We start from the raw sequence: 19,742 nt of genomic DNA on the forward strand, positions 1-19,742 counted from the left end.
GACAGCCAGTCCCCAATCCCCAGTCCCCTGACGCTAAAATGAGTCCTACAGTTATATGTGATTGATGCTAAATGTTTACCATCGACTTAACTCTCAAAAACACTGCTTTCCCTGTATCAGTACAACGTAAGTCAACAGAGGATGCTGAGGCTGTCTATCAGCTAATTTTGGCAGCGATGCGTTCTGGCAACCCAGATATTGTGGAACTCAAGTGTGAAGGCAAGACAGACAAAAAAATTGCTGTTCGTGCTAGTGAAATTTCTGGAGTACAGATTATTCAAAAAGATGGCGTAACCACTAGTAGCGGTAGACCACCTGGCTTTTTCGCTGTAGCTGCTGAATAACCAAGGTAATCAAGGTGTACAAATGGCGGAAGTGGGCATTGCGGTCAAGGATTTAAACTTCAGTTGGCCTAATGGCGAGACAGCAATCAAGTCTTGCTCTCTAGAAGTACCTAGGGGCGAATTTTGGATGCTTTTGGGTACTAATGGCAGTGGCAAATCAACATTACTCCGATTATTGGCAGGACTATTAGCTCCCCAGTCTGGTGAAATTGGTGTCTTGCCTCCTGTTGGCTTTGTTTTCCAAAATCCCGACCATCAATTAGTGATGCCAACCGTTGGTGCTGATGTGGCTTTTGGATTGGTGGAAGAAAAATTGCCAGTTGCTGCTGTCAGAGCACGAGTTGACGAGGCATTAGGGGCAGTAAATTTGCGTGCTCTCCAATTACGCCCGATTTACGCCCTCAGTGGAGGACAAAAACAGCGAGTGGCGATCGCTGGTGCGATCGCTCGTCGCTGTGAAATCTTATTATTAGATGAACCCACAGCCTTACTCGATCCAGATAGCCAATTGGACTTAGTGGCCAGTGTCCGCCGCCTAGTCAAGAGTCGGGGCATTACAGCTCTGTGGGTAACGCATCGCCTAGACGAATTAAATTACTGTGATGGCGCTTTTTTACTAGAAAAAGGCTCTTTAGTAGATCGAGGTGAACCTCAGCGTCTTAAAGAACGTCTTACGGAAGTCAACAATCAAGCCTCTTAGTACTCTAGCAACCAAAATTGTTAGGGGAACAGGTGTTGAGGATAAAAGAAGATGCAGGGACAAAGAAAACAACTCCTACTTTTAACTCAGCACTCCTGAAGCACCTTTTTCTTTAGCTAATTAATCAGTAATTAATAACAACTGCGGCGCGCCTCTTAAGGGCGCGTTTGCTTTTAATACAAGCCTTGCAAAGCATATTTTGGGATAGTATCGCATTTTTTAGCTTTTTGTAGCATATTGTTACAAGCAATGCTTCAATTACTATAAAAATCATGAATGAATTTTGTTAACTCTAGAAAATTGTGATTAAAAACCATGCCCCCTTCCATACTCTCAGCCGTTCTATTAGTGGATGGCTACAACATAATTGGTGCTTGGCCTTGCCTGAAAAAAACCCGCGATCGTGATGGATTAGAAGCAGCGCGCGGGGAATTAGTCGAAGCGATGACAAGTTACAGTGCGTTTAGAGGTTATGAAACTCAAATAGTTTTTGATGCCCAATATCATAATGCTTCTAGTAATAAAGAAATTATTACGGAGCTTTTATCGATTCATTTCACAGATTTTGGGCAAACAGCAGACACATACATAGAAAAAGTCTGTGCGTCGTTACGCCCCCATATAACGCAATCTCAAGTTTCTCGCGTGATTGTAGCCACATCAGACCGAGCGCAACAATTAACAGTGCAGGGATATGGGGCTGAATGGTTGTCGGCACAACAACTTTGTGGCGAAGTAGAAGCGACGGTTTGTCGGATGCGGCAAAAGTATCAACAACGCAAACAATCTAAGAGTAGATTTTTGGCTAGCGCTATTGATGCCAAAGCTCGGCAGCGTCTGGCTGAATTGCGAATGGGATTGCCATAGACATTAGCGATCGCAAATCTGAAATCAGAAAGCTACAAATGAGATTCCACGAAACAATCTTGGGTTAAGACTTTCAATCGAAAATCCCAAATTGGTATGAGAGGGGTTTGGCTGCAATCATCTTATAGTTAAGCATCTAAAAAAAATTTGGCGAAAGTACTTGTCAAATACTATATGTTAAGCTTAGAATAATAAATCGTGAGCGTTCCTCAGTAGCTCAGCGGTAGAGCGATCGACTGTTAATCGATTGGTCACTGGTTCGAATCCAGTCTGGGGAGTTAAAAAGTTATGAAGGGTGAAGAATGGAGCATGAAGTTGGAGATTTCAGGCTTCAAGCTTCCGTATTTCAGGAACTATGGTCGCTTGACCCGACTGTGACGTTTCTGAATCATGGGTCATTTGGTGCTTGTCCTAAAGCAGTACTAGCTGTTCAACAGCAGTTGCGATCGCAACTAGAACAAGAACCCTTACGCTTTTTTGGTAGAGAGTGGGAACCCCTTCTAGATGATGCGAGAAATAAACTAGCGGTATTTGTTGGTGCTGATGCCAAGGATGTGGTATCCGTCCCGAATGCAACGACTGGTGTCAATTCAGTGTTGCGTTCGCTCACTTTTTCAGCAGATGATGAAATACTCACAACCAATCACGAGTATAATGCCTGCCGGAATGCGCTGGACTTTATAGCTTGTCGCACTGGAGTGCGGATAGTAGTGGCAAAAATTCCTTTTCCTATTGAGTCACCGCAGCAAGTATTAGCAGCAGTAATTGAGCAAGTCTCACCAAAAACACGATTAGCACTGTTGGATCATGTTACTAGCCAAACAGGATTAATCTTTCCAATCCAGCAGTTAATTAAAAAGTTGCAGGCACGAAATATAGATACACTTATAGATGGTGCCCACGCGCTAGGAATGATTCCCCTTAACTTAGAAGAAATTGGCGCAACTTATTACACCGGGAATTGTCATAAATGGTTGTGTGCGCCGAAAGGTGCAGCATTTTTGTATGTGCGACGAGATAAACAATCAGAAATTCGTCCTCTAACAATTAGTCATGGTGCAAACTCCCCACGCACCGATAAAACACGCTTTCAGTTGGAATTTGACTGGATGGGTACAAACGATCCTACAGCTTATATGTGCGTACCGGAAGCGATCGCTTTTATGGGTTCGTTGTTACCTGGTGGGTGGCCGGAATTGATGCAGCGAAATCGTCAGCTAGTGTTAGAGGCTAGACAGTTACTTTGTGAAATATTATCAGTGCAACCGCCTTGTCCAGAAGAGATGATTGGTTCAATGGCAGTTATACCAATGCCTGCAACATTGGAAAATCGTGATTTTATGTCTTTACACGATGAGTTGTTTGATAAGTTTGGCATTCAAGTGCAGGTAATGCCGTGGCAGGAATCACCTCGGTTATTAGTGCGAATTTCTGCACAAATTTATAATACGCGATCGCAGTATGAGTATTTAGCAAAAGTGCTAAGAGAATTGCAGACAACTTGATTTAGATCAAGAGTATTTTAAAAATCATTTTCATTGGATTAGTTATACTAAATAATAGAAAAACAACAATATATACTGACATAAAAGTATCTGCAATTTAGGCTCAACAAAGAAAAAAGCAATACTCCAAAAAATTTATATCATCAGGTAAATGAATCTGGCTTTCTGAGAAAAATTACTGTTGATTTATAAAAATTGTTCGCCCTGTTCAGAGGAAGGCTAACATGAAAAGAATTTTGTATAGAATATTTTCCAGCGTGACTGTGGCTACAACGCTGGGGATGACGATTTTATCGATGGCAACACCAATCAGTGCTATCGAAAGTCCGCCAACAATTAACAATTCACTTAACTCAATTTACCCAAGAGAGCCAAACTTTTTTACACGGGGAAGAGAGCAATTTGAGAAAGAAATTCAACTTTTACTCAATAAAAAACGTTCTTCTCAAGATACACCGCTGAAAATTAGTCCCGAACCGCAGCAACTCCAAGAACAACTAGTACCACTGGAAAAGCCTTTTGAGTTGCAAGAATTGCAAAACGGAGAAACTCCTCATACAGCAATATAGAGGAGTTATGTGAAAACTAGTACGACAATAGATTTGACACTAGGTGAGTATCTTTTTTTTCAAGAACAGACGCTAGAGTTGTTAGTCTGATTAATCGTATGGGTACAATATACTAGGAATTTGTAATTTAATTTATATTAATAATCTCAGAAAACGTGAATAAGTCACAAGCTATTCAGCTTCTTGAAAGCGAGGGATGGACAAAAGCAGATGCTATTCGCGCTCTAGAAGCTATTGATTTTAATATCAATCCTGATGAAATTACCATTCGCAGAGCTATTTCGCTTTTTGTTGGTTCTGAACTAATTAAGCGCCAACGTCTTCAGGCTACTCAGAAAGGCATGGTAACGAAAAAAAACAAAGAAATAGAATTAAATAGTCAAGAATATGCTAAAAAAATTGATCGATTGAATAAATATCAAAAACAGGAAAGGGAAAAATATGAAGTTGAGATGCAAAATTTATCTGACAAAAATAAAATTATTGGAGTTCAGCTTAATACTATAAAATCTCAGAATAATATGCTAATTCAAGTAAACGAGCAATTAAAAAAAGATAACAAGAATTTGAAGAACTTAATTGATGCAATTAAGCTCAGACTAGCTATAGATACTAAAAAACTTCTTCAATATGAAGATAGTGAAATTCGTAAAGCACTAGTTAATATGTTCAAATCGACGCTGGGTTAGGGAACTATCTCTATGACTTATAAAAAGACTAAAAAAATAAATTTTAGAGGAATGAGTTATTGTGATGTTCAACGTACTAACTCAAATAATCGAAAGAAGCTGCATAAAGAAGACTTAAATTGGCTGAAAGAAAACTTTTATAAGAACATAGGTTGGAAGAATGTCATTAATTTATATCAAAAAATAGAGGAGTTGTTAGATAAATATCAGCTTGAAGATTTGACTCTCGAAGAATTATTTTTAGAGGCAGATCGAATTGGAAATAAATATCTTACTTCTCAAGAAATAGAAGAATTTAATCAAAGGTTATCTAGAGAAGTCAATGATATTTCAGAAGAGATAGATAAGCAGTTTCCTGATACAGAAATAGAATTTATTGACTTCAGTAAAAATTCTCAAGCAAAGTATTATAACAAACAACATCAAAATTCATATAAAAATAGAAAATTTTAGTGAGAGATACAGTGAATTTAGAAGACAAAGAACTAAAAGAATTATTTAAGCTTGCGGACGAAATTGGTAACAAGCGATATCACAAACTAACTTATCAAGATTTTGAGAATTATAGAAAATACGATTACTGGCGGTACATTAATGGTGATTATGAGTGTGGAACAACGCAAGAAAGCAAAGATTGGGTGAAAGACCATTCCGACTGCTACTGTCCAATTTGCGGAGATAATTACTCTACAAAGGGTGGTAAGACGATAGATCACAAGTTACCTCGATCGCAGTATCCCTGGCTATCAATAGAATTTAAAAATTTATGGGTAATTTGTAAGTTTTGTAACCAAGAAAAAGGGGATAGACATTGGTACAATTATGAACACTATATATTTGTTCGCTATCCTAATCTTTATCTTGCTGTAAAGGCTGCACGTCCTAGCCTGTTACTCCAGTCTGTTAAGGATTAAATTAATCAATATTAGACAGAAACTACTACTGCTATTTAGTGACAGGATGCCCATGCCTTGATAACTTTAAACAGGGCGATCGCCTTTTGAAATTATGAATATAGATAAACAAAAGTTCCACTAAAACTGACAGTCAAGGCAACGTTAAATATTGCTGGTTGTCTTATTTAGTAATGTAGGCAATACCCATCTCGTAATTTTCTAATTGTTTAAGTGTGAAATATTACAGTTACTAATGGAAGCAATGCCAACAAGAAGCCATTCCAAGACTGCCAATTAAGTTCGGGGGCTGGTTCTGGTGGTGCTAATAACGCTTCTATTCTTTGTTCTAAGCGATCGCCTACGCCAGGAACGCCCAACCCAGCACAGCAAATTTCTGTTGATATTACATTTGTGCTACTCACAGACAACAAAAGTGATTCTGCAAGCAACAGTGGGTCCACCTGTGATGCGGCGTAACTATCAGCACGTAATTCTCGCAAAACTAACAGTTCTTGCCACAAAGGTTCTGTATTGGGCAACCAAGCAGTGCATGAACGCACCCAACCCAGCCAGAAAAACCAAAATGTATCTCGATAATTGTAATGTCCTTGTTCGTGGGCCAGGACGCTGCCTACATGGTCTGGTGAGAGAGTTTGCAGTAATCCTTGGCTAACTACTAATTCTGGCTGCCAAAAACCAATTTGTCCGGCAAATAACGCTTCAGTTTTCAGTAACCTAACTTGTGTACCTTCAATATTTATCAAAGGACAGTCACGCGCAGATTTCACAGACTGCCAACCCTGGAAAGCAAGCTTAATGCATAAAACAGCAAAAAATGCAAGGAAAATTAATGCTAGTAGATAGCTGAACCAGCCAGTATATACACCGCCCATTTTTCCTTGAGGCCCCATGAATATGAGGGCGATCGCAGTCATGAAAATCAGCAATGGCGGGAAGAGAAATAAAAATAGCGATCGCCGCCACCGCACATTCCAGCTACCGTGGGAATTATAAACAGAGCATCGCAAAATTCCAGAAACTGCCAAAGCAGTCAAAATCATGATTAGATGCATTATTGTTCCTCCCTGGCTTGGCGTGCAGCTTGAATGCGTTTAGCGATCGCTTCTATTTGCTGGCTGCTAGCTTCATCTAGACTATCTGCAAAGGCAGCGATGACATCGGGATTGCCCACCGCCAAAAATCGCTGTAACTGCTCATGTGCCTTGATTACCTGTGCTTGTTGCTGTGTCAGCAATGGTCGCCAATAGAATGCCCGTCCTTGTTTATCGCAAGCTAGCCAACCCTTGTCAGTGAGACGACGCAAAACAGTGGTCACAGAAGTGTAAGCTAACTCTCGGTTGGGGTCAGACAGAATGCGATCGTGTACATCTTTGACTGTAACCGAACCCAGTTCCCAGATGATATTTAAGATTTCTGCTTCCAACGGGCCTACAGATAGTTGTTTAGGACGGTAGTCGGGTAAAGGAGCCATAAAGTTCAGTTATCAGTTGTCAGTTGTCAGTTGTCAGGAGGCAAAAGACAGAAGGCAGAAGGTAGTGTAGTAGTTATTCTCCGCGTCACCGCCTCCCCCCATCCCCGCGTCGTCCCCTCATCTCTTTCTGCTTCTCTTTTCAGATTACCGTTGTTTGTGTTCATTGGCATAAATCCCTCAACTTGGATAAGAAATACTCTTGCTTAAGAATAAGAAATACCTTGGTTTAACTGTGATTATGGTGAATAACACCAATTAAAATGTAATCTCAGCAATAGTATTTAGAGCAGGTGTATCCAGCGCGTGAAGCTATTTGTATACCACACTCCGGAATTGACTCCCAATGGTCAAGTTCCTGACTGCGCGATCGCAGTCGATGTTTTGAGAGCCACTAGCACAATGGCCACTGTCTTGGCAGGTGGTGGCGAAGCTGTGCAAGTCTTTAGCGATTTAGACCAACTCCTGGAAGTTAGCGAACAATGGCCCGCCCAAAAACGGCTGCGAGCAGGAGAACGCGGCGGTGCTAAGGTAGCTGGTTTTGAACTGGGTAACTCTCCCCTCGACTGCACGCCAGAACTGGTGGAAGGGCGACGCTTGTTCATCAGTACTACCAATGGCACTCGTGCTTTACAAAGAGTACAAGACTCGCCAGTTGTACTAGCAGCAGCTTTTATTAACCGAGCAGCAGTAGTGCAATATCTCTTAGAAAAGCAACCAGAGACAGTGTGGATTGTTGGTTCTGGTTGGGAGGGCAGTTTTTCTTTAGAGGATACAGCTTGTGCAGGTGCGATCGCTCATAGTCTTGTAGAAAAATCCCAGTCATCACAAGATGATTTAGCTGGCAATGATGAAGTAATTAGTGCGATCGCTCTTTATTCACAATGGCAAGATAACTTATTGGGATTATTTCACCAAGCTAGTCATGGTAAAAGATTGTTGCGCCTTGAATGTCATGAAGACCTAAAATATTGTGCTAGCACTGATATTTTAAATGTCTTGCCCATTCAACGAGAACCGGGGGTTTTAAAAAGTCAATAACTAAAAATAATTTTTGATTTTTATGCTAAAAAACCCTTGGTAGAAATACCAGGGGTAAGAAAACACAATTAAATGAAATTTAATTGGTTGCCAAAAAATTTTTTGTTATCGAACTTCCAGAGTCTCATTTACGGATGAGGTGTAATTGCCAGAATAGTTATAACTCCTTGTTCCGGGCCGTAGTACCAAAAAACTCGAAAAGCTGCGGGCGTTTTATTTTCCACATAGGCTTCAAGAATTTCTTGTCCATTTGGCCCTGACAAGGATTCGTATTTATGGGTATTCAAGCTTGCATGTCGTAGGTTTGTTTCCATCAAACCCAGTGTTTTTACAACTTTTTGGTACTTCTTGAAGTCCGTTTGTTGTAGATTATTTTATGCTTCACTAGCCTCAGTTGAAAATATTAGCTTAAAATTCACTATCGCTCAGAGTTGTAAATTAATCCTTGTGAGATAAATTATCTGATGAGCGCTGTCCTTAAAACTATTGTTCTAGCAATCTCTTGGTGTTGCAAAAATACCCTAATCATCAATTTCCAAATCCGCATACTGAGCGAACGAACCTAATTCATGAACTTCACCAGAGCTTGCCTGTTGTATACCACGTTCTAAAGAGCTACTAGCTTGGGAATTTTGCCATATCCAAAGTTCTCTTTCTGGAATGTTCACAACTGGATCTAATAAAATTTGCCCTGCTTCATTAATAAAAACTCTGTAGCTTTTTGTTTTGGCAACAGCACCAACGGTCAACCGTCCTCTATCATCTGTCTTGACAGCATCTCTAACTAAACGGAAGTTTTGATTTTCAATCATATTGCTGTTATGCTCTCAACCTAAATTATATTGCTATTGTGGGTAAGTGGGTATTACCCACTAAAAATGAACTACAAAAAACCCTGGTATTAATACCAGGGCTAAGAATTTTAGAGCAAAACTGAGTTGGTATGCATACTACCCAGCGCTTGCCAAGAGTAACTCTCGTTTTTCTGACTTTCTGACTCTGACTTGATTGTCGTCATCAACATCAACAATGGCTGTGTCTCCATCGCTGATTTCTCCAGATAGCATTGCTTCGGCAAGAGAATCTTCTAACAGGCGCATAATTGCCCGGCGTAACGGTCTTGCACCGTAGCTGGGGTTATAGCCTTCTTGTACCACAAGCTCTTTGAAGCGTTCTGTAACTTCTAGAGTGATGCCTTTTTCGGTCAAGCGGCTGGCAACATCACGAAGCATGATAGCTGCGATTTGCTTGACTTCATCCTTAGAAAGCTGAGTAAAGACGATAATCTCATCGACACGGTTGAGGAATTCTGGACGGAAGTAAGTCTTTAATTCCTCATTTACTAAGTTGCGAATGCGGGTGTAACTAGCTTCGGCTTGATTGTCAAATTCAAAGCCTAAACCACCACCACCTTTTTCAATCACCTTAGAACCAATATTAGAAGTCAAAATAATCAAGGTATTCTTGAAGTCTACTTTGCGACCTTTGGCATCGGTGAGATGTCCGTCATCCAAGATTTGCAACAGCATGTTGAATACATCAGGGTGTGCTTTCTCGATTTCGTCGAATAGCAACACTGTGTATGGTCTGCGCCGCACAGCTTCAGTAAGTTGTCCGCCTTCATCGTATCCAACGTAACCAGGAGGCGAACCAATCAGCTTAGAGACGGTGTGGCTTTCCATGTATTCGGACATGTCGAGGCGAATCATAGCTTCTTCGGAACCGAAGAAATAAGCTGCTAATGCTTTCGCCAATTCTGTTTTACCGACTCCAGTAGGGCCGGAGAAGATAAAGCTGGCAATCGGACGGTTGGGAGTCTTTAACCCAACTCTAGCGCGACGGATAGCACGAGATACAGCAGTAACTGCTTGCTCCTGACCGATTAATCGCTGGTGAAGCGTGTCTTCCAGGTGTAACAGCAACTCTGATTCAGATTCAGTCAGCTTATTAACTGGTACGCCAGTCCAAGAAGCTACGATTTGAGCGATGTCTTCCTCGTCAACGACAGGGGCTTTGACGGTTTGCTCGGTTTGTGACGCGGCTTGTATTTCTGCTTCGAGTTCTAATTCTTTGTCGCGCAGTTCTCCAGCTTTGTCAAAATCTTGGAGTCTGACTGCTTCTTGTTTAGCTTTAGTTACACCAGTCAGTTGACGCTTCAGTTCTTTGTTATTAGAACCTTGAGAGTTCCGCAAACGAACGCGAGAACCAGCTTCGTCAATTAAGTCTATTGCTTTATCTGGCAAGAAGCGATCGCTAATATAGCGGTCTGACAACTGTGCTGCTGCTACTACAGCGTCATTGGAAATTTGCACTTTATGGTGCTGTTCGTAAGCTCCACGCAAACCGTAGAGAATATCAATAGTTTCCTCTACTGAAGGTTCGCCTACCAGAATTGATTGGAAACGACGCTCTAAGGCTGCGTCACGCTCAATGTGCTGACGGTACTCGTCAAGAGTGGTCGCACCGATGCACTGGAGTTCTCCCCGTGCTAAGGCTGGTTTGAGGATGTTGGCAGCATCTAAGCCGCCTTCTGTGCCACCTGCACCAACTAGAGTATGTACTTCGTCAATTACTAGAATGATGTTGCCCTCAGAACGGACTTCATCAACGATTTTTTTGATCCGTTCTTCAAAATCGCCACGGAAGCGAGTTCCAGACACCAACAAGCCCATATCCAGGCTGATAACTTGCTTGTTCAGCAAAATATCTGGAACATCTTGATTGACAATACGTTGAGCTAGACCTTCGGCGATCGCAGTTTTACCAACCCCTGGTTCTCCAATCAACACGGGGTTATTCTTCGTCCGGCGACCGAGAATTTGAATGGCACGCTCGATTTCTTTTTCACGACCAACTAAGGGGTCTAGCTTGCCTTCTTGTGCTAACTTTGTGAGATTTCTGCCAAACTCCTCTGTAGTTAGAGCTTGGGTACGTTTATTTGGATTACCACCTACTAGCACAGATGGATCTTCACCTAAACGACGAACTACAGCGGTGCGAACACTCTTAAGGTCAACCCCTAAATTTTGTAGCACTTTGGCGGCGACACCTTCACCAGCCTCGGTTAATCCCAAGAGTAAGTGTTCAGTGTTGATGTAGTTGTTTCCCATGCTATGAGCTTCTTTAAACGATTGCTCAAAGAGGCTTTTAACCTTGGGTGTAAAAGGGATTTCTGGTGGTACAAAACCAGAACCTCTACCAATAATTTTTTCTACTTCGCGACGTGCTTCTTTGAGAGTAATGCCCAATTCGGTCAGCACTTTGGCAGCAACCCCAGTTCCTTCTCCAATTAGCCCCAGGAGAATTTGTTCTGTCCCTACAAAGTTGTGTCCCAGGCGACGTGCTTCCTCCTGAGCGAGCATAATTACTTTAATGGCTTCGGAAGTGAAGTGTTCAAACATAGCGGGTTATTGCTCCCTTGCTGCTTGGACTTAGGGTGAGTTTGATATTCACCCTGATTTAAACTTTCTTGTATTTTCTTAGAAATAATGTATCTTTATTTAAAGTTGACTGGCAGTGGTGAGAGCCGTATTAGCTTAGGTGTAGTTGCCCTAAAGAGTATTGAGTAGTAGAGACGCGATTAATCGCGTCTGTGCCGAGTAAGTTTAGAGTGGCTAAAGTGACGAGTAAGTGTTCAGTGTTGAATATTTTTCCTTTGCTGTAGACTACACTAAAAACGCAGAACTCAAAACTCACTACTCACGATGACTGAAGCAACCGGAGGCAAAGACCAACAACATCCACTTTACAATCGCGATCGCCCCCTAATTGATATTTTACTCTCTCAAGAGGCAACAGACTATAATTTAGCCGAATTAGCTAGGCTACGAATTCGTTATCAAGGCTTTCCAGGCGCAAGAGATATCCAAAAAGACCTAGATAAAGTCTTGCAACAGTGGGGATTAACAGAAGCCGAGTTGTTTGAAAGAACTCGCCAAATCCACGACGTTGGGGGAACTTATAAAAGTCGTGGCAAAAAAGAAGAACAAGATTGGAATTAGTCAGTTGTCAGTGGTCAGTTGTCAGTGGTCAGTTGTTATTCTTCTTGTCTTTGCGTCCCCGCGTCCCCGCGTCCTTGCTTCTCCCTAGATTCGTTTCTCTAAGTACTGTCCAATCATCTGTTCTTCTCCGGCACGGGAAATTATTGTTTGCCGGGTGCGATATTGAGTGCCGATTAGTCTTAATTCTTCTTCAAATACGTTTTTGCTGTACTCGGTTCGCAGACACATAGTTTTGGGGTCGCGCATAGTGAATTGAGCAACAATCGGTTTAGAGGTAGAAAATCCGCGATCGCGGTGTAATGCTGTTCCTAAAACTCCAAATACAGTTGCACCTGTACTTTGCTTGGGGCTAGGGCCGATATAGTTGCTTTCCCAAGTTGTCAAAGCCCCGCATTTCAGCATCGTTTCATCTGCCAATTTATGCAGACGCGCTAGCTGAATCAGTTCCTCATTTCCCTGTTCCAGAAAATGCACGGCGATTGAACTAATTACTTCCTGTGTTTCACCATCTTTGAGGGTGTAGTAGCGACGCTGCGATCGCCAGTTGCCTTCCGATTGCCGGAAAAACTCTTCCACCATAGATTCTGGCGATAACTGGACAATTTGAGCCTGAAACGTCATAAGCAATTAGACCTCTCTAACATTTGCACCTAGAAGATGGTGTTTTTGTCAATTTTTATTCAATAATATTTACATCTTCTCATATTCATTCCTGGTAGTACATCTACCTAATGTCAGGATTGCGACAAGAACGATTGCAAGTGTGATTGCAAATTTGGCTCAAACAGCCTTCCAACCTTTTTTTAGTAATGCAAGAAACGTTGCATACCCTTTAGAAAACTCACGCGGATCGGGCAGAAAGTATTCTGGAAAGTCTTCATATGGTTGCCAAGGCTCTGACGGATGATGCCGTAAGTGTAAGGCGGTATCTGTTGCCCCTTCTACTTTCCAGGTCATTTGACCATCTGTAGGTATCTCACTCATAGCTTTTCTCGACTATTACGGATAAATATTAGCTACTCAAAATTTTGACACCCTGACAGTAAAATTTTGTAAATAAAAATACAAATGCTCTAGACATTATTCCCAAATTCTTATATAGAGCATTATTACTAATTACAATATATGCTTCCCTCAATCGGGAACACAGTCCCTGAAGAAGTACTTTTCTACTCTTCTTAGTGACAATAAAGTTGCTCGCGATCGAGCTAAAGACGTAGCGCTTGAGTTTGCAGGATTTAAGTACAGGACTTACGCACAGGTCACGGAAAAACGAACCGCGAAGACGAGCCAGTGCGTTGGGCGGCTCTGCCGACTTGAAGCAACTGGCGTGCAAAGGACACGAAGGAATGAGAGTTTCAAAGAGTTCTTGCGTAAGTCCTAAAGTAGTTAAGCCCAAGTGCTACTCAAGCGTTGTCCTAATATTTCCCAAAATCAGCATCTAACGCAGCTTTGCCTGGGATTTAAACAGCTCATTGCATAATAGCTAGACAAAAAATCCTACAATTCAAAAGATATTCAGGTGAGGGAAGACTGTAGAAGTTATCCCACTAATAAAATCCGGTTAATCCAAATATGAATTGTGGCTAGAGAAAGAAAAGCGTTGAAGCAGTGCGAAATTCGCTCCCATCGCACAACGAGTCGGCGATATTTTCTTTGATACCAAGCGAAACAACGTTCCTGTTGAAAACGTGGAACTGAAATTTTAATTGGTCTGCCTAGATTTTTCTTGGTCTTCCAAACACGCTTGGGTAATTGCGGTCTGATACCACGTTTACGCAAGGCTGCGCGTTTATCTTTGGAATCGTAACCTTTATCAGCAGCAAGAACTTTAACTCGTTTACGCGGTCTACCCGGTTTATTCGTTTTGACTTTGACGCTATCTAGAAGTGGTAGAACCTGCTCTGGCTCATTGCCATTAGCAGGTGTTGTGCAATTAGCTAAAGGTATCCCGTTCCCCTCTGTGAGCGTATGTATCAAAATTCCTTTACCCTTATGACCATATGCAACACCCTCACCGCCACCTTTCCCAGGCAGGGCTGTTTCATCCCCGCTCAACAGGTAAAATTGCAAGTGTTGAAGGGATAAAAATCATGGGTGCTTCTCTGATTGAACATTTGCAGCAAGTTGAAGATTTCAGAACGACTGATGGCCGAAGACATCCACTGTGGTTGGTGTTGCTGTTTGTAATAATGGGCACGATGAGTGGATATGTCGGGTATCGTGCATGGGCATTCACACCGCACAAGAATTTGCTCGTGGTATCCGCAGTCATTGGTGTATTGAAAATTGCCTTCACTGGATTAAAGACGTAGTTTTCCTAGAGGATGATTCCAAAATACGTATGGGTCATGCACCTGCCAATCTGTCCATCTTGAGAACGATCGCTCTCAACACCCTCCGCCGAAATGGTCATACTTCTATCACAACTGCTCAGAGATTTCTCTGTCATGATATTGACAAACTCCTTCATCTTGTGGAATGAAACAGCCCTGCTCGGTTAAAGGGGGATTTAGGGAAATCTAAAACTATTTGATACATCATTAAAGACTTTTCAAACAACCTCTAAGGGCGAACGTAACAGCGCCCCTACTCAGGATTTCGGGCAACGCAGAATTAATTATTACTCCTATGTCTACTGTTGTAATACTTAAATTGAGTATTCCCAAAATTAGGGATGCAAGGTCTTGTTCGCGAGACGCTGCGCGAACGAGAAACCACTTTGTGTCTACGCCCACACGAAAGGGAATACTAAATAATAATCTGCAAACAAACCTATGAAACAAATCAAAAATAAAATCACAAATAAATTAGACCGAATTTTAGTATCCTTAATTCCTCACATTGTGAAGTGGCAAGAATATTTGCAAACAAAAATTAGGGAATACAAACATCAAGAACTAAAGCGGCAATTAAAATTTGCAGGTTCGCGCGTTCGGTTTAAACAAGACATTCGTATCGATCATCCTCAAAATGTGTCCCTCGGCAATAAAGTTTATATCGGGCCGAATGTTTTGTTAGATGGGCGTGGTGGGATTGCAATTGGTGACAATACTACAATTGGATTTAATGTTGCGATCCTCTCTGCAAACCACAATTATCAAAGTAATGCTCTACCCTACGAACATGCTGTTTATATTCATAAACCCGTTGCGATCGGTCGCAATGTTTGGATTGGAGCAAATGTCTTGATTGTTCCTGGTATCACTATAGGAGATGGAGCAATTATTGCAGCAGGTACAGTTGTAACTGCCAATGTTGAACCGTTAGCAATTGTCGGCAGTCAACCTAATAGAATTATTAAATATAGAGATAAAGAACACTATGAAAAGCTTGCAAACGAGCAAATACAACATAATTCTGAAGTTAGAAGTCAAAATTCAGAAGTAAAACAGGCTTGATGCCTAGCCTTAAGACTTATACCAATTTGAAAAAAGAATGCGACAGATACAAACCTACAAACCTATATGAAGTCTAGCTTTCTTAATTACGAATTACGAATTATGAATTATGAATTGGTATTTGCCTGTGTACTTCACCCTTCTTGAAATCATCTGTCAGTCAAACAGAAGTAAGTGAAAGTGCATTAATAAAGAATAAATACTTGTTGACGGATGATTAATGATTGTTGACTCAGTTCTTCCTAATTATTAATTGCCGCAATGCAATCAATTTCTACTAATACATTTTTTGGCAAACGCGATACTTGAACGCAAGCACGTGCTGGCGCTGTATCTTCGGGAAAATATTTAGCATAGACCGCATTCATTGCGGCGAAATCATTCATATCAGCTAGAAATACAGTGGTTTTGACAACATTTTCAAAGGTTGCACCTGCTGCTGTCAGGATTGCTTCTAGATTAGCCATTACCTGTTCGGTTTGCTTGGTAACATCATCAGTGTAAAGGACATCACCTAGGCGGGGATCGATCGCGATTTGCCCAGCGACAAATACCATTTGGCCAGTAGCTGCGATCGCTTGATTATATGGCCCTACAGGAGCCGGTGCTTTATCAGTACGAATTACTTGACGAGTCATAGATATTACTTTCTCTAACGATGCTTGTTGCTTACCGATTTCCGCTTGTGAAGCGATCGATTTGTAAACTTCTCCATCAGGCATTATCGCACCAGTTAGGTCAGCATCTTTAAAGCTAGCTCCATAGATATTTGCCCCAGTGAAATTTGCCTTCTTCAGATTTGCACCATCGAAGTTTGCCATCATTAAACTTGCGTTTGAGAGGCAGGTTCTTTCTAAATTTGCCTCTTGTAAACAGGCTTTGACGAGCTTTGTTTTTCCTAAGTATGCACCAACTAGATCTGCTTGGGCTAAATTGACTCCTGATAAATTACATTCTTCTAGACTTGCTCCCCGAAGTTTAGCTTTCTGGAGATTAGCATTTTGGAGTGATGCATTAGTGAGGTCTGCCTGAGTTAAGTTGACTTTTGTCAAGTCTGATCCATTCAGATTTGCACTCCTCAAGTTTGTGTAACTTAAGTCCGCATCACTAAGGTCTGCACAACTCAAATCTACTAACCCACCTTGTACCTGCATCAAATTTGCACATCTCAGAGATGCTCTAGAAAGCTTTGTTTCCCAAAGATTAGCTTTTATTAGGATTGCCTCATTTAAGTCTGCTCCATTTAAATTTCCTCTATATAGGTCTATCCCACTCAAATCTCTGCCTGTAAGGTCTACTCCTTGAAGATTGGCTGAATGAAATCTCCTTTGTTGCGCGGCATATTTTTCTAAAAGCTCCTCAGCATCCATAATGCACCTTTAAATACCTCTGACCCAGTATAATCACAAATATTTTGCATCACAGATATTCTCTTCTCCTCTTCCTTCTCCTGACGGAGACGCTGCGCGAACGCGTCCTTTGTGTCCTTCGCGGTTCGTTCCCTAACCCAACCTCGAACGTATCCCATAATGCCGTTAAGTCAGCATCGCGATCGCATTCTCTGGGTCTGCGATCAGTTGATTTTTATCGTCCGGTTTCACCTACTTGATCTGCATCGTCTGCTACTCCATTGCGAAAGCGCACTTCTAAGCCGTGTTCTGGCTCCCAGTCACACTCAGCTATCAACTCAAAGGTAGGAATATCTAGGTCATACTCAACGTGGGGCGGTACATAGATATATGAGAAAGTGACCCGATCCCATACCTGAATGGGATTAGCTAACGGCGGCATTGACTCATCCCCAATCATGTCACGATATACATCATAATTTTGCAGCACCAGAGGAGCAGTGATGCGTAACACATCGGATGGCAAGGTTAGAGCTTGTCGAATAGCTTCACGCTGGAGTGATGAAAGTTCCCCAATATGCCCCTGTTCAAAATCCACGCAAATCGGTACATAGTGATCGCCCAAAACGGCACATTGTGCTAAAGTCCAGTGGTTCTCTTCAATTCTTATCTGTCCAAACTCACTATCGTCATAACTTCTTGGGGAGTTGATCGTCATTTTTAACCCAACCTCGGACGTATCCCATAATGCTGATACTGCCAGTAATCCCGCAAAATGCGATCGTGGTCAAAACATAAATTACTAGGCACGTTCCAAGACTCAAAAATGCCTACACCCTTAGCATCATCTCCCGCCTTTGGTTCTCCCATAGCTGTCGCCAAGAACACAATGCTGATGGTATGCTGACGGGGATCGCGATTGGGATCGGAATACACCAACAATTGTTCGATTAACTCCACCTGTAAACCCGTTTCTTCCTCAGCCTCTCGCCGTGCTGCCACTTCTACGGCTTCCCCATAATCCACAAACCCACCGGGAAGTGCCCAACCCAAGGGGGGATTATGCCTCTCAATTAACACTATTGGTCGATGTGGTCGATCCACTAATTCGATGATGATATCAACCGTCGGTGCAGGATTTCGGTAAGTCATAGTTATTAGTCAGTGGTCAACAGCAAACAACAACTGACAAAGGACAATAACATGAATACTATTCCGTGGTAAATTCGATGCGATCGCGTAGCGTGTCGTTGAGACAATTGCTTCTTCCTATACTTCAAGTTAAATATGCCTTTTTCTAGATCCAGCGGCGTTTTGCTGCATCCTACCTCTTTTCCCAGCCGCTTTGGCATTGGAGACTTAGGCTTAGAAGCCTATAATTTTATTGATTTTCTCAAAAAAAGCAATCAACAAATTTGGCAAGTTTTACCCTTAGGGCCAACTGGGTACGGAAATTCTCCTTACATGTGCTACTCAGCAATGGCAGGAAATCCCTTAATGATTAGCCCGGAAAAATTACTAGAAGAAGGTTTGTTAGCTGAAGAAGATTTTGCTAACTTACCAGAGTTTCCAACGGATATAGTGGATTTCGACCGGGCTGCACCAATTAAAATTGATCTATTAAAAAAAGCCTGCGAAAACTTCAAAACAAAGGCATCACCTATCCAACAAAAAGAATTTGCGGGTTTTTGCGACAGCAAAGCTTATTGGTTGGATAATTATGCTTTATATATGGCACTCAAAGACGATTGCGATGGTGCTAGCTGGCATACTTGGGAACCAGAACTAGCCAAGCGCCAACCAGAAGCGTTAGATCGGGCACAGCGACAACTAACTGCGGAGATTTTTTATTACAAATTCATCCAATATCAATTTTTTCGGCAGTGGTCAGAGTTGAAAAGCTATGCCAATATGCGCGGTATAGAGATCGTCGGTGATATTCCGATTTACGTAGCTCACGATAGTGCTGATGTCTGGGCGCATCCAGAAACTTTTCGCTTAGACGAAGAGACAGGAGAAGCTGCACTCATGGCAGGAGTCCCACCAGATTACTTTAGTGCTACTGGTCAACTGTGGGGTAATCCAGTTTACAACTGGGACGAATTGCAAAAACAAGACTTTAAGTGGTGGGTACAGCGTTTTGAAGCGATGCTGGATTATGTAGATATTATTCGTATTGACCACTTCCGGGGGTTTGAAGCTTTTTGGGCTGTGCCCAAAGGGGAAGAAACCGCCATGAATGGCAAGTGGGTTGAAGCGCCTGGAGACGAATTGTTTAATACGATTAAACACAAATTAGGCAAGTTACCCGTCTTAGCGGAAGATTTAGGAGTAATTACGCCAGAGGTAGAAGCGCTACGAGACAAGTATGAATTTCCTGGGATGAAAGTTTTGCAGTTTGCTTTTGGTTCCGATCCCGATAATCCGTTCTTACCGTTTAATTACCCGCGAAATGCGGTAGTTTATACCGGAACTCACGATAATGACACAACCGTAGGCTGGTTCAATACAGCTAGTGACAACGAAAAACAAAATTTATTACTTTACCTAGGTTGTATCAGTCCAGAAGGCATCCACTGGGATTTAATTCGCCTCGCTTTAAGTTCTATTGCCAATCAAGCAATTATTCCCGTACAAGACATTCTGGGTTTAGGAAATGAAGCAAGAATGAACTTTCCGAGCAAGGCCGAAGGAAATTGGGCGTGGCGCTATCACCCAGAAGCTATGACAGATGAATTAAGCGATCGCTTAAAAATTCTCACCCAACTCTACGGACGCGCGCCTCAAGAAGAATAAGGACGCGGGGACGCGGGGACGCGGGGATGCAAAGAAAATTCCTTCTCCCGTCCCCGCGTCCCCGCGTCCTTATTCTTCTTGAGGCGCGCGTCCGT

At 42.0% G+C, this 19,742-nt stretch carries 26 protein-coding genes and 1 tRNA gene; 15 read left to right on the forward strand and 12 right to left on the reverse strand.

Translation table 11 applies throughout. The annotated features are described in order from the left end of the window. Positions 1-71 precede the first annotated feature (71 nt). The 9 genes from I8752_RS17435 (at position 72) to I8752_RS38415 (ending at position 5,588) form a co-directional block, all read left to right on the forward strand. Positions 72-344 (forward strand): hypothetical protein, encoded by a 273-nt coding sequence (locus tag I8752_RS17435; protein ID WP_214433578.1) that lies wholly within the window; start codon positions 72-74, stop codon positions 342-344. A 22-nt stretch (positions 345-366) separates the two neighbouring features. After that, positions 367-1,044 (forward strand): ABC transporter ATP-binding protein, encoded by a 678-nt coding sequence (locus tag I8752_RS17440; RefSeq protein WP_214433579.1) that lies wholly within the window; start codon positions 367-369, stop codon positions 1,042-1,044. Positions 1,045-1,359: 315 nt separating this feature from the next. Continuing rightward, positions 1,360-1,911 (forward strand): NYN domain-containing protein, encoded by a 552-nt coding sequence (locus tag I8752_RS17445; RefSeq protein WP_214433580.1) that lies wholly within the window; start codon positions 1,360-1,362, stop codon positions 1,909-1,911. A 206-nt stretch (positions 1,912-2,117) separates the two neighbouring features. Continuing rightward, positions 2,118-2,189: transfer RNA gene (locus tag I8752_RS17450), tRNA-Asn, on the forward strand. Between the two features lie 24 nt (positions 2,190-2,213). Further along, a complete protein-coding gene (locus I8752_RS17455) occupies positions 2,214-3,416 on the forward strand; it encodes an aminotransferase class V-fold PLP-dependent enzyme (RefSeq protein ID WP_214433581.1) in 1,203 nt (400 codons plus the stop codon). A gap of 224 nt (positions 3,417-3,640) precedes the next feature. Continuing rightward, on the forward strand, positions 3,641-3,985 hold the full coding sequence (locus I8752_RS17460; RefSeq protein ID WP_214433582.1) for a hypothetical protein: 345 nt from the start codon (positions 3,641-3,643) through the stop codon (positions 3,983-3,985). 155 nt (positions 3,986-4,140) lie between these two features. Further along, on the forward strand, positions 4,141-4,674 hold the full coding sequence (locus I8752_RS17465; protein ID WP_214433583.1) for a hypothetical protein: 534 nt from the start codon (positions 4,141-4,143) through the stop codon (positions 4,672-4,674). Positions 4,675-4,686: 12 nt separating this feature from the next. After that, the gene (locus I8752_RS17470) at positions 4,687-5,127 is read left to right on the forward strand and encodes a hypothetical protein (RefSeq protein ID WP_225895722.1); all 441 of its coding nucleotides are present in this window, start codon (positions 4,687-4,689) and stop codon (positions 5,125-5,127) included. A gap of 11 nt (positions 5,128-5,138) precedes the next feature. After that, positions 5,139-5,588 (forward strand): HNH endonuclease, encoded by a 450-nt coding sequence (locus I8752_RS38415; protein ID WP_318780859.1) that lies wholly within the window; start codon positions 5,139-5,141, stop codon positions 5,586-5,588. 209 nt (positions 5,589-5,797) lie between these two features. Here I8752_RS38415 and I8752_RS17480 read toward each other — a convergent pair whose 3' ends face one another. The 3 genes from I8752_RS17480 to I8752_RS17490 are packed head-to-tail and all read right to left on the reverse strand — an operon-like array spanning position 5,798 to position 7,226. Continuing rightward, positions 5,798-6,643 carry a M56 family metallopeptidase gene (locus I8752_RS17480; RefSeq protein WP_214433585.1) on the reverse strand — a complete coding sequence of 282 codons (846 nt, stop codon included), beginning with the start codon at positions 6,641-6,643 and terminating at the stop codon, positions 5,798-5,800. Then, positions 6,643-7,062, reverse strand: coding sequence for a BlaI/MecI/CopY family transcriptional regulator (locus I8752_RS17485; protein ID WP_214433586.1), 420 nt, complete (start codon positions 7,060-7,062; stop codon positions 6,643-6,645). The genes I8752_RS17480 and I8752_RS17485 overlap by 1 nt, the downstream gene beginning before the upstream one ends. Before the next feature lie 26 nt (positions 7,063-7,088). Next, the gene (locus tag I8752_RS17490) at positions 7,089-7,226 is read right to left on the reverse strand and encodes a hypothetical protein (protein WP_225895723.1); all 138 of its coding nucleotides are present in this window, start codon (positions 7,224-7,226) and stop codon (positions 7,089-7,091) included. A 139-nt stretch (positions 7,227-7,365) separates the two neighbouring features. Here I8752_RS17490 and I8752_RS17495 point away from each other — a divergent pair, with 139 nt between their 5' ends. Continuing rightward, on the forward strand, positions 7,366-8,100 hold the full coding sequence (locus I8752_RS17495; protein WP_214433588.1) for a 2-phosphosulfolactate phosphatase family protein: 735 nt from the start codon (positions 7,366-7,368) through the stop codon (positions 8,098-8,100). A 128-nt stretch (positions 8,101-8,228) separates the two neighbouring features. Here I8752_RS17495 and I8752_RS37395 read toward each other — a convergent pair whose 3' ends face one another. The 3 genes from I8752_RS37395 to I8752_RS17510 form a co-directional block, all read right to left on the reverse strand. Then, positions 8,229-8,414: a hypothetical protein gene (locus tag I8752_RS37395; RefSeq protein WP_225895724.1), complete on the reverse strand. Its 186-nt coding sequence runs from the start codon at positions 8,412-8,414 to the stop codon at positions 8,229-8,231. A gap of 207 nt (positions 8,415-8,621) precedes the next feature. Next, a complete protein-coding gene (locus tag I8752_RS17505) occupies positions 8,622-8,912 on the reverse strand; it encodes a hypothetical protein (protein WP_214433589.1) in 291 nt (96 codons plus the stop codon). A 138-nt stretch (positions 8,913-9,050) separates the two neighbouring features. Continuing rightward, positions 9,051-11,501 carry an ATP-dependent Clp protease ATP-binding subunit gene (locus I8752_RS17510; protein ID WP_214433590.1) on the reverse strand — a complete coding sequence of 817 codons (2,451 nt, stop codon included), beginning with the start codon at positions 11,499-11,501 and terminating at the stop codon, positions 9,051-9,053. Positions 11,502-11,804: 303 nt separating this feature from the next. On the opposite strand from I8752_RS17510, the gene I8752_RS17515 reads away from it, so the two are divergent. Continuing rightward, a complete protein-coding gene (locus I8752_RS17515; RefSeq protein WP_214433591.1) occupies positions 11,805-12,101 on the forward strand; it encodes a DUF3288 family protein in 297 nt (98 codons plus the stop codon). 84 nt (positions 12,102-12,185) lie between these two features. Here I8752_RS17515 and I8752_RS17520 read toward each other — a convergent pair whose 3' ends face one another. The 3 genes from I8752_RS17520 to I8752_RS17530 all read right to left on the reverse strand — a co-directional run bounded on the left by I8752_RS17520 (position 12,186) and on the right by I8752_RS17530 (position 14,174). Then, on the reverse strand, positions 12,186-12,722 hold the full coding sequence (locus tag I8752_RS17520) for a phycobiliprotein lyase (protein ID WP_214433592.1): 537 nt from the start codon (positions 12,720-12,722) through the stop codon (positions 12,186-12,188). A 159-nt stretch (positions 12,723-12,881) separates the two neighbouring features. After that, positions 12,882-13,085, reverse strand: a complete 204-nt coding sequence (locus I8752_RS17525) for a hypothetical protein (RefSeq protein ID WP_214433593.1) — start codon at positions 13,083-13,085, stop codon at positions 12,882-12,884. Positions 13,086-13,643: 558 nt separating this feature from the next. Continuing rightward, the gene (locus I8752_RS17530; RefSeq protein ID WP_225895725.1) at positions 13,644-14,174 is read right to left on the reverse strand and encodes a transposase; all 531 of its coding nucleotides are present in this window, start codon (positions 14,172-14,174) and stop codon (positions 13,644-13,646) included. Between the two features lie 20 nt (positions 14,175-14,194). Here I8752_RS17530 and I8752_RS38605 point away from each other — a divergent pair, with 20 nt between their 5' ends. The 3 genes from I8752_RS38605 to I8752_RS17545 all read left to right on the forward strand — a co-directional run bounded on the left by I8752_RS38605 (position 14,195) and on the right by I8752_RS17545 (position 15,502). Then, the gene (locus I8752_RS38605) at positions 14,195-14,416 is read left to right on the forward strand and encodes a transposase family protein (RefSeq protein ID WP_214433594.1); all 222 of its coding nucleotides are present in this window, start codon (positions 14,195-14,197) and stop codon (positions 14,414-14,416) included. A 29-nt stretch (positions 14,417-14,445) separates the two neighbouring features. Continuing rightward, complete coding sequence (locus I8752_RS38610) at positions 14,446-14,586, forward strand: hypothetical protein (protein ID WP_214433595.1); 141 nt, start codon at positions 14,446-14,448, stop codon at positions 14,584-14,586. Positions 14,587-14,878: 292 nt separating this feature from the next. After that, entirely contained in the window at positions 14,879-15,502 is a 624-nt protein-coding gene (locus tag I8752_RS17545) for an acyltransferase (RefSeq protein WP_214433596.1), read from the forward strand. A 242-nt stretch (positions 15,503-15,744) separates the two neighbouring features. Here I8752_RS17545 and I8752_RS38420 read toward each other — a convergent pair whose 3' ends face one another. The 3 genes from I8752_RS38420 to I8752_RS17560 form a co-directional block, all read right to left on the reverse strand. Beyond that, positions 15,745-16,872, reverse strand: coding sequence for a Rid family detoxifying hydrolase (locus I8752_RS38420; RefSeq protein WP_214433597.1), 1,128 nt, complete (start codon positions 16,870-16,872; stop codon positions 15,745-15,747). A 214-nt stretch (positions 16,873-17,086) separates the two neighbouring features. Beyond that, positions 17,087-17,569: a DUF6985 domain-containing protein gene (locus tag I8752_RS17555; RefSeq protein ID WP_214433598.1), complete on the reverse strand. Its 483-nt coding sequence runs from the start codon at positions 17,567-17,569 to the stop codon at positions 17,087-17,089. A gap of 2 nt (positions 17,570-17,571) precedes the next feature. Then, complete coding sequence (locus I8752_RS17560) at positions 17,572-18,003, reverse strand: NUDIX domain-containing protein (RefSeq protein ID WP_214433599.1); 432 nt, start codon at positions 18,001-18,003, stop codon at positions 17,572-17,574. A gap of 135 nt (positions 18,004-18,138) precedes the next feature. Between I8752_RS17560 and malQ the strand changes: the two genes are divergently transcribed. Next, a complete protein-coding gene (gene malQ / locus I8752_RS17565) occupies positions 18,139-19,647 on the forward strand; it encodes a 4-alpha-glucanotransferase (RefSeq protein ID WP_214433600.1) in 1,509 nt (502 codons plus the stop codon). Positions 19,648-19,742: the final 95 nt, after the last annotated feature.

The sequence above is a fragment of the Dendronalium phyllosphericum CENA369 genome, assembly GCF_016056275.1.
Classification (GTDB): domain Bacteria; phylum Cyanobacteriota; class Cyanobacteriia; order Cyanobacteriales; family Nostocaceae; genus Dendronalium; species Dendronalium phyllosphericum.

What these genes read in the sequence shown, in the direction of transcription:
- I8752_RS17435 (WP_214433578.1), top strand. Translation starts at nt 72, where the DNA reads ATGTTTACCATCGACTTAACTCTCAAAAACACTGCTTTCCCTGTATCA.
- I8752_RS17440 (WP_214433579.1), top strand. Translation starts at nt 367, where the DNA reads ATGGCGGAAGTGGGCATTGCGGTCAAGGATTTAAACTTCAGTTGGCCT.
- I8752_RS17445 (WP_214433580.1), top strand. Translation starts at nt 1,360, where the DNA reads ATGCCCCCTTCCATACTCTCAGCCGTTCTATTAGTGGATGGCTACAAC.
- I8752_RS17455 (WP_214433581.1), top strand. Translation starts at nt 2,214, where the DNA reads ATGGAGCATGAAGTTGGAGATTTCAGGCTTCAAGCTTCCGTATTTCAG.
- I8752_RS17460 (WP_214433582.1), top strand. Translation starts at nt 3,641, where the DNA reads ATGAAAAGAATTTTGTATAGAATATTTTCCAGCGTGACTGTGGCTACA.
- I8752_RS17470 (WP_225895722.1), top strand. Translation starts at nt 4,687, where the DNA reads ATGACTTATAAAAAGACTAAAAAAATAAATTTTAGAGGAATGAGTTAT.
- I8752_RS17480 (WP_214433585.1), bottom strand. Translation starts at nt 6,643, where the DNA reads ATGCATCTAATCATGATTTTGACTGCTTTGGCAGTTTCTGGAATTTTG.
- I8752_RS17485 (WP_214433586.1), bottom strand. Translation starts at nt 7,062, where the DNA reads ATGGCTCCTTTACCCGACTACCGTCCTAAACAACTATCTGTAGGCCCG.
- I8752_RS17490 (WP_225895723.1), bottom strand. Translation starts at nt 7,226, where the DNA reads ATGAACACAAACAACGGTAATCTGAAAAGAGAAGCAGAAAGAGATGAG.
- I8752_RS37395 (WP_225895724.1), bottom strand. Translation starts at nt 8,414, where the DNA reads ATGGAAACAAACCTACGACATGCAAGCTTGAATACCCATAAATACGAA.
- I8752_RS17505 (WP_214433589.1), bottom strand. Translation starts at nt 8,912, where the DNA reads ATGATTGAAAATCAAAACTTCCGTTTAGTTAGAGATGCTGTCAAGACA.
- I8752_RS17510 (WP_214433590.1), bottom strand. Translation starts at nt 11,501, where the DNA reads ATGTTTGAACACTTCACTTCCGAAGCCATTAAAGTAATTATGCTCGCT.
- I8752_RS17515 (WP_214433591.1), top strand. Translation starts at nt 11,805, where the DNA reads ATGACTGAAGCAACCGGAGGCAAAGACCAACAACATCCACTTTACAAT.
- I8752_RS17520 (WP_214433592.1), bottom strand. Translation starts at nt 12,722, where the DNA reads ATGACGTTTCAGGCTCAAATTGTCCAGTTATCGCCAGAATCTATGGTG.
- I8752_RS17525 (WP_214433593.1), bottom strand. Translation starts at nt 13,085, where the DNA reads ATGAGTGAGATACCTACAGATGGTCAAATGACCTGGAAAGTAGAAGGG.
- I8752_RS38605 (WP_214433594.1), top strand. Translation starts at nt 14,195, where the DNA reads ATGGGTGCTTCTCTGATTGAACATTTGCAGCAAGTTGAAGATTTCAGA.
- I8752_RS38610 (WP_214433595.1), top strand. Translation starts at nt 14,446, where the DNA reads ATGGGTCATGCACCTGCCAATCTGTCCATCTTGAGAACGATCGCTCTC.
- I8752_RS17545 (WP_214433596.1), top strand. Translation starts at nt 14,879, where the DNA reads ATGAAACAAATCAAAAATAAAATCACAAATAAATTAGACCGAATTTTA.
- I8752_RS38420 (WP_214433597.1), bottom strand. Translation starts at nt 16,872, where the DNA reads ATGGATGCTGAGGAGCTTTTAGAAAAATATGCCGCGCAACAAAGGAGA.
- I8752_RS17555 (WP_214433598.1), bottom strand. Translation starts at nt 17,569, where the DNA reads ATGACGATCAACTCCCCAAGAAGTTATGACGATAGTGAGTTTGGACAG.
- I8752_RS17560 (WP_214433599.1), bottom strand. Translation starts at nt 18,003, where the DNA reads ATGACTTACCGAAATCCTGCACCGACGGTTGATATCATCATCGAATTA.
- malQ (WP_214433600.1), top strand. Translation starts at nt 18,139, where the DNA reads ATGCCTTTTTCTAGATCCAGCGGCGTTTTGCTGCATCCTACCTCTTTT.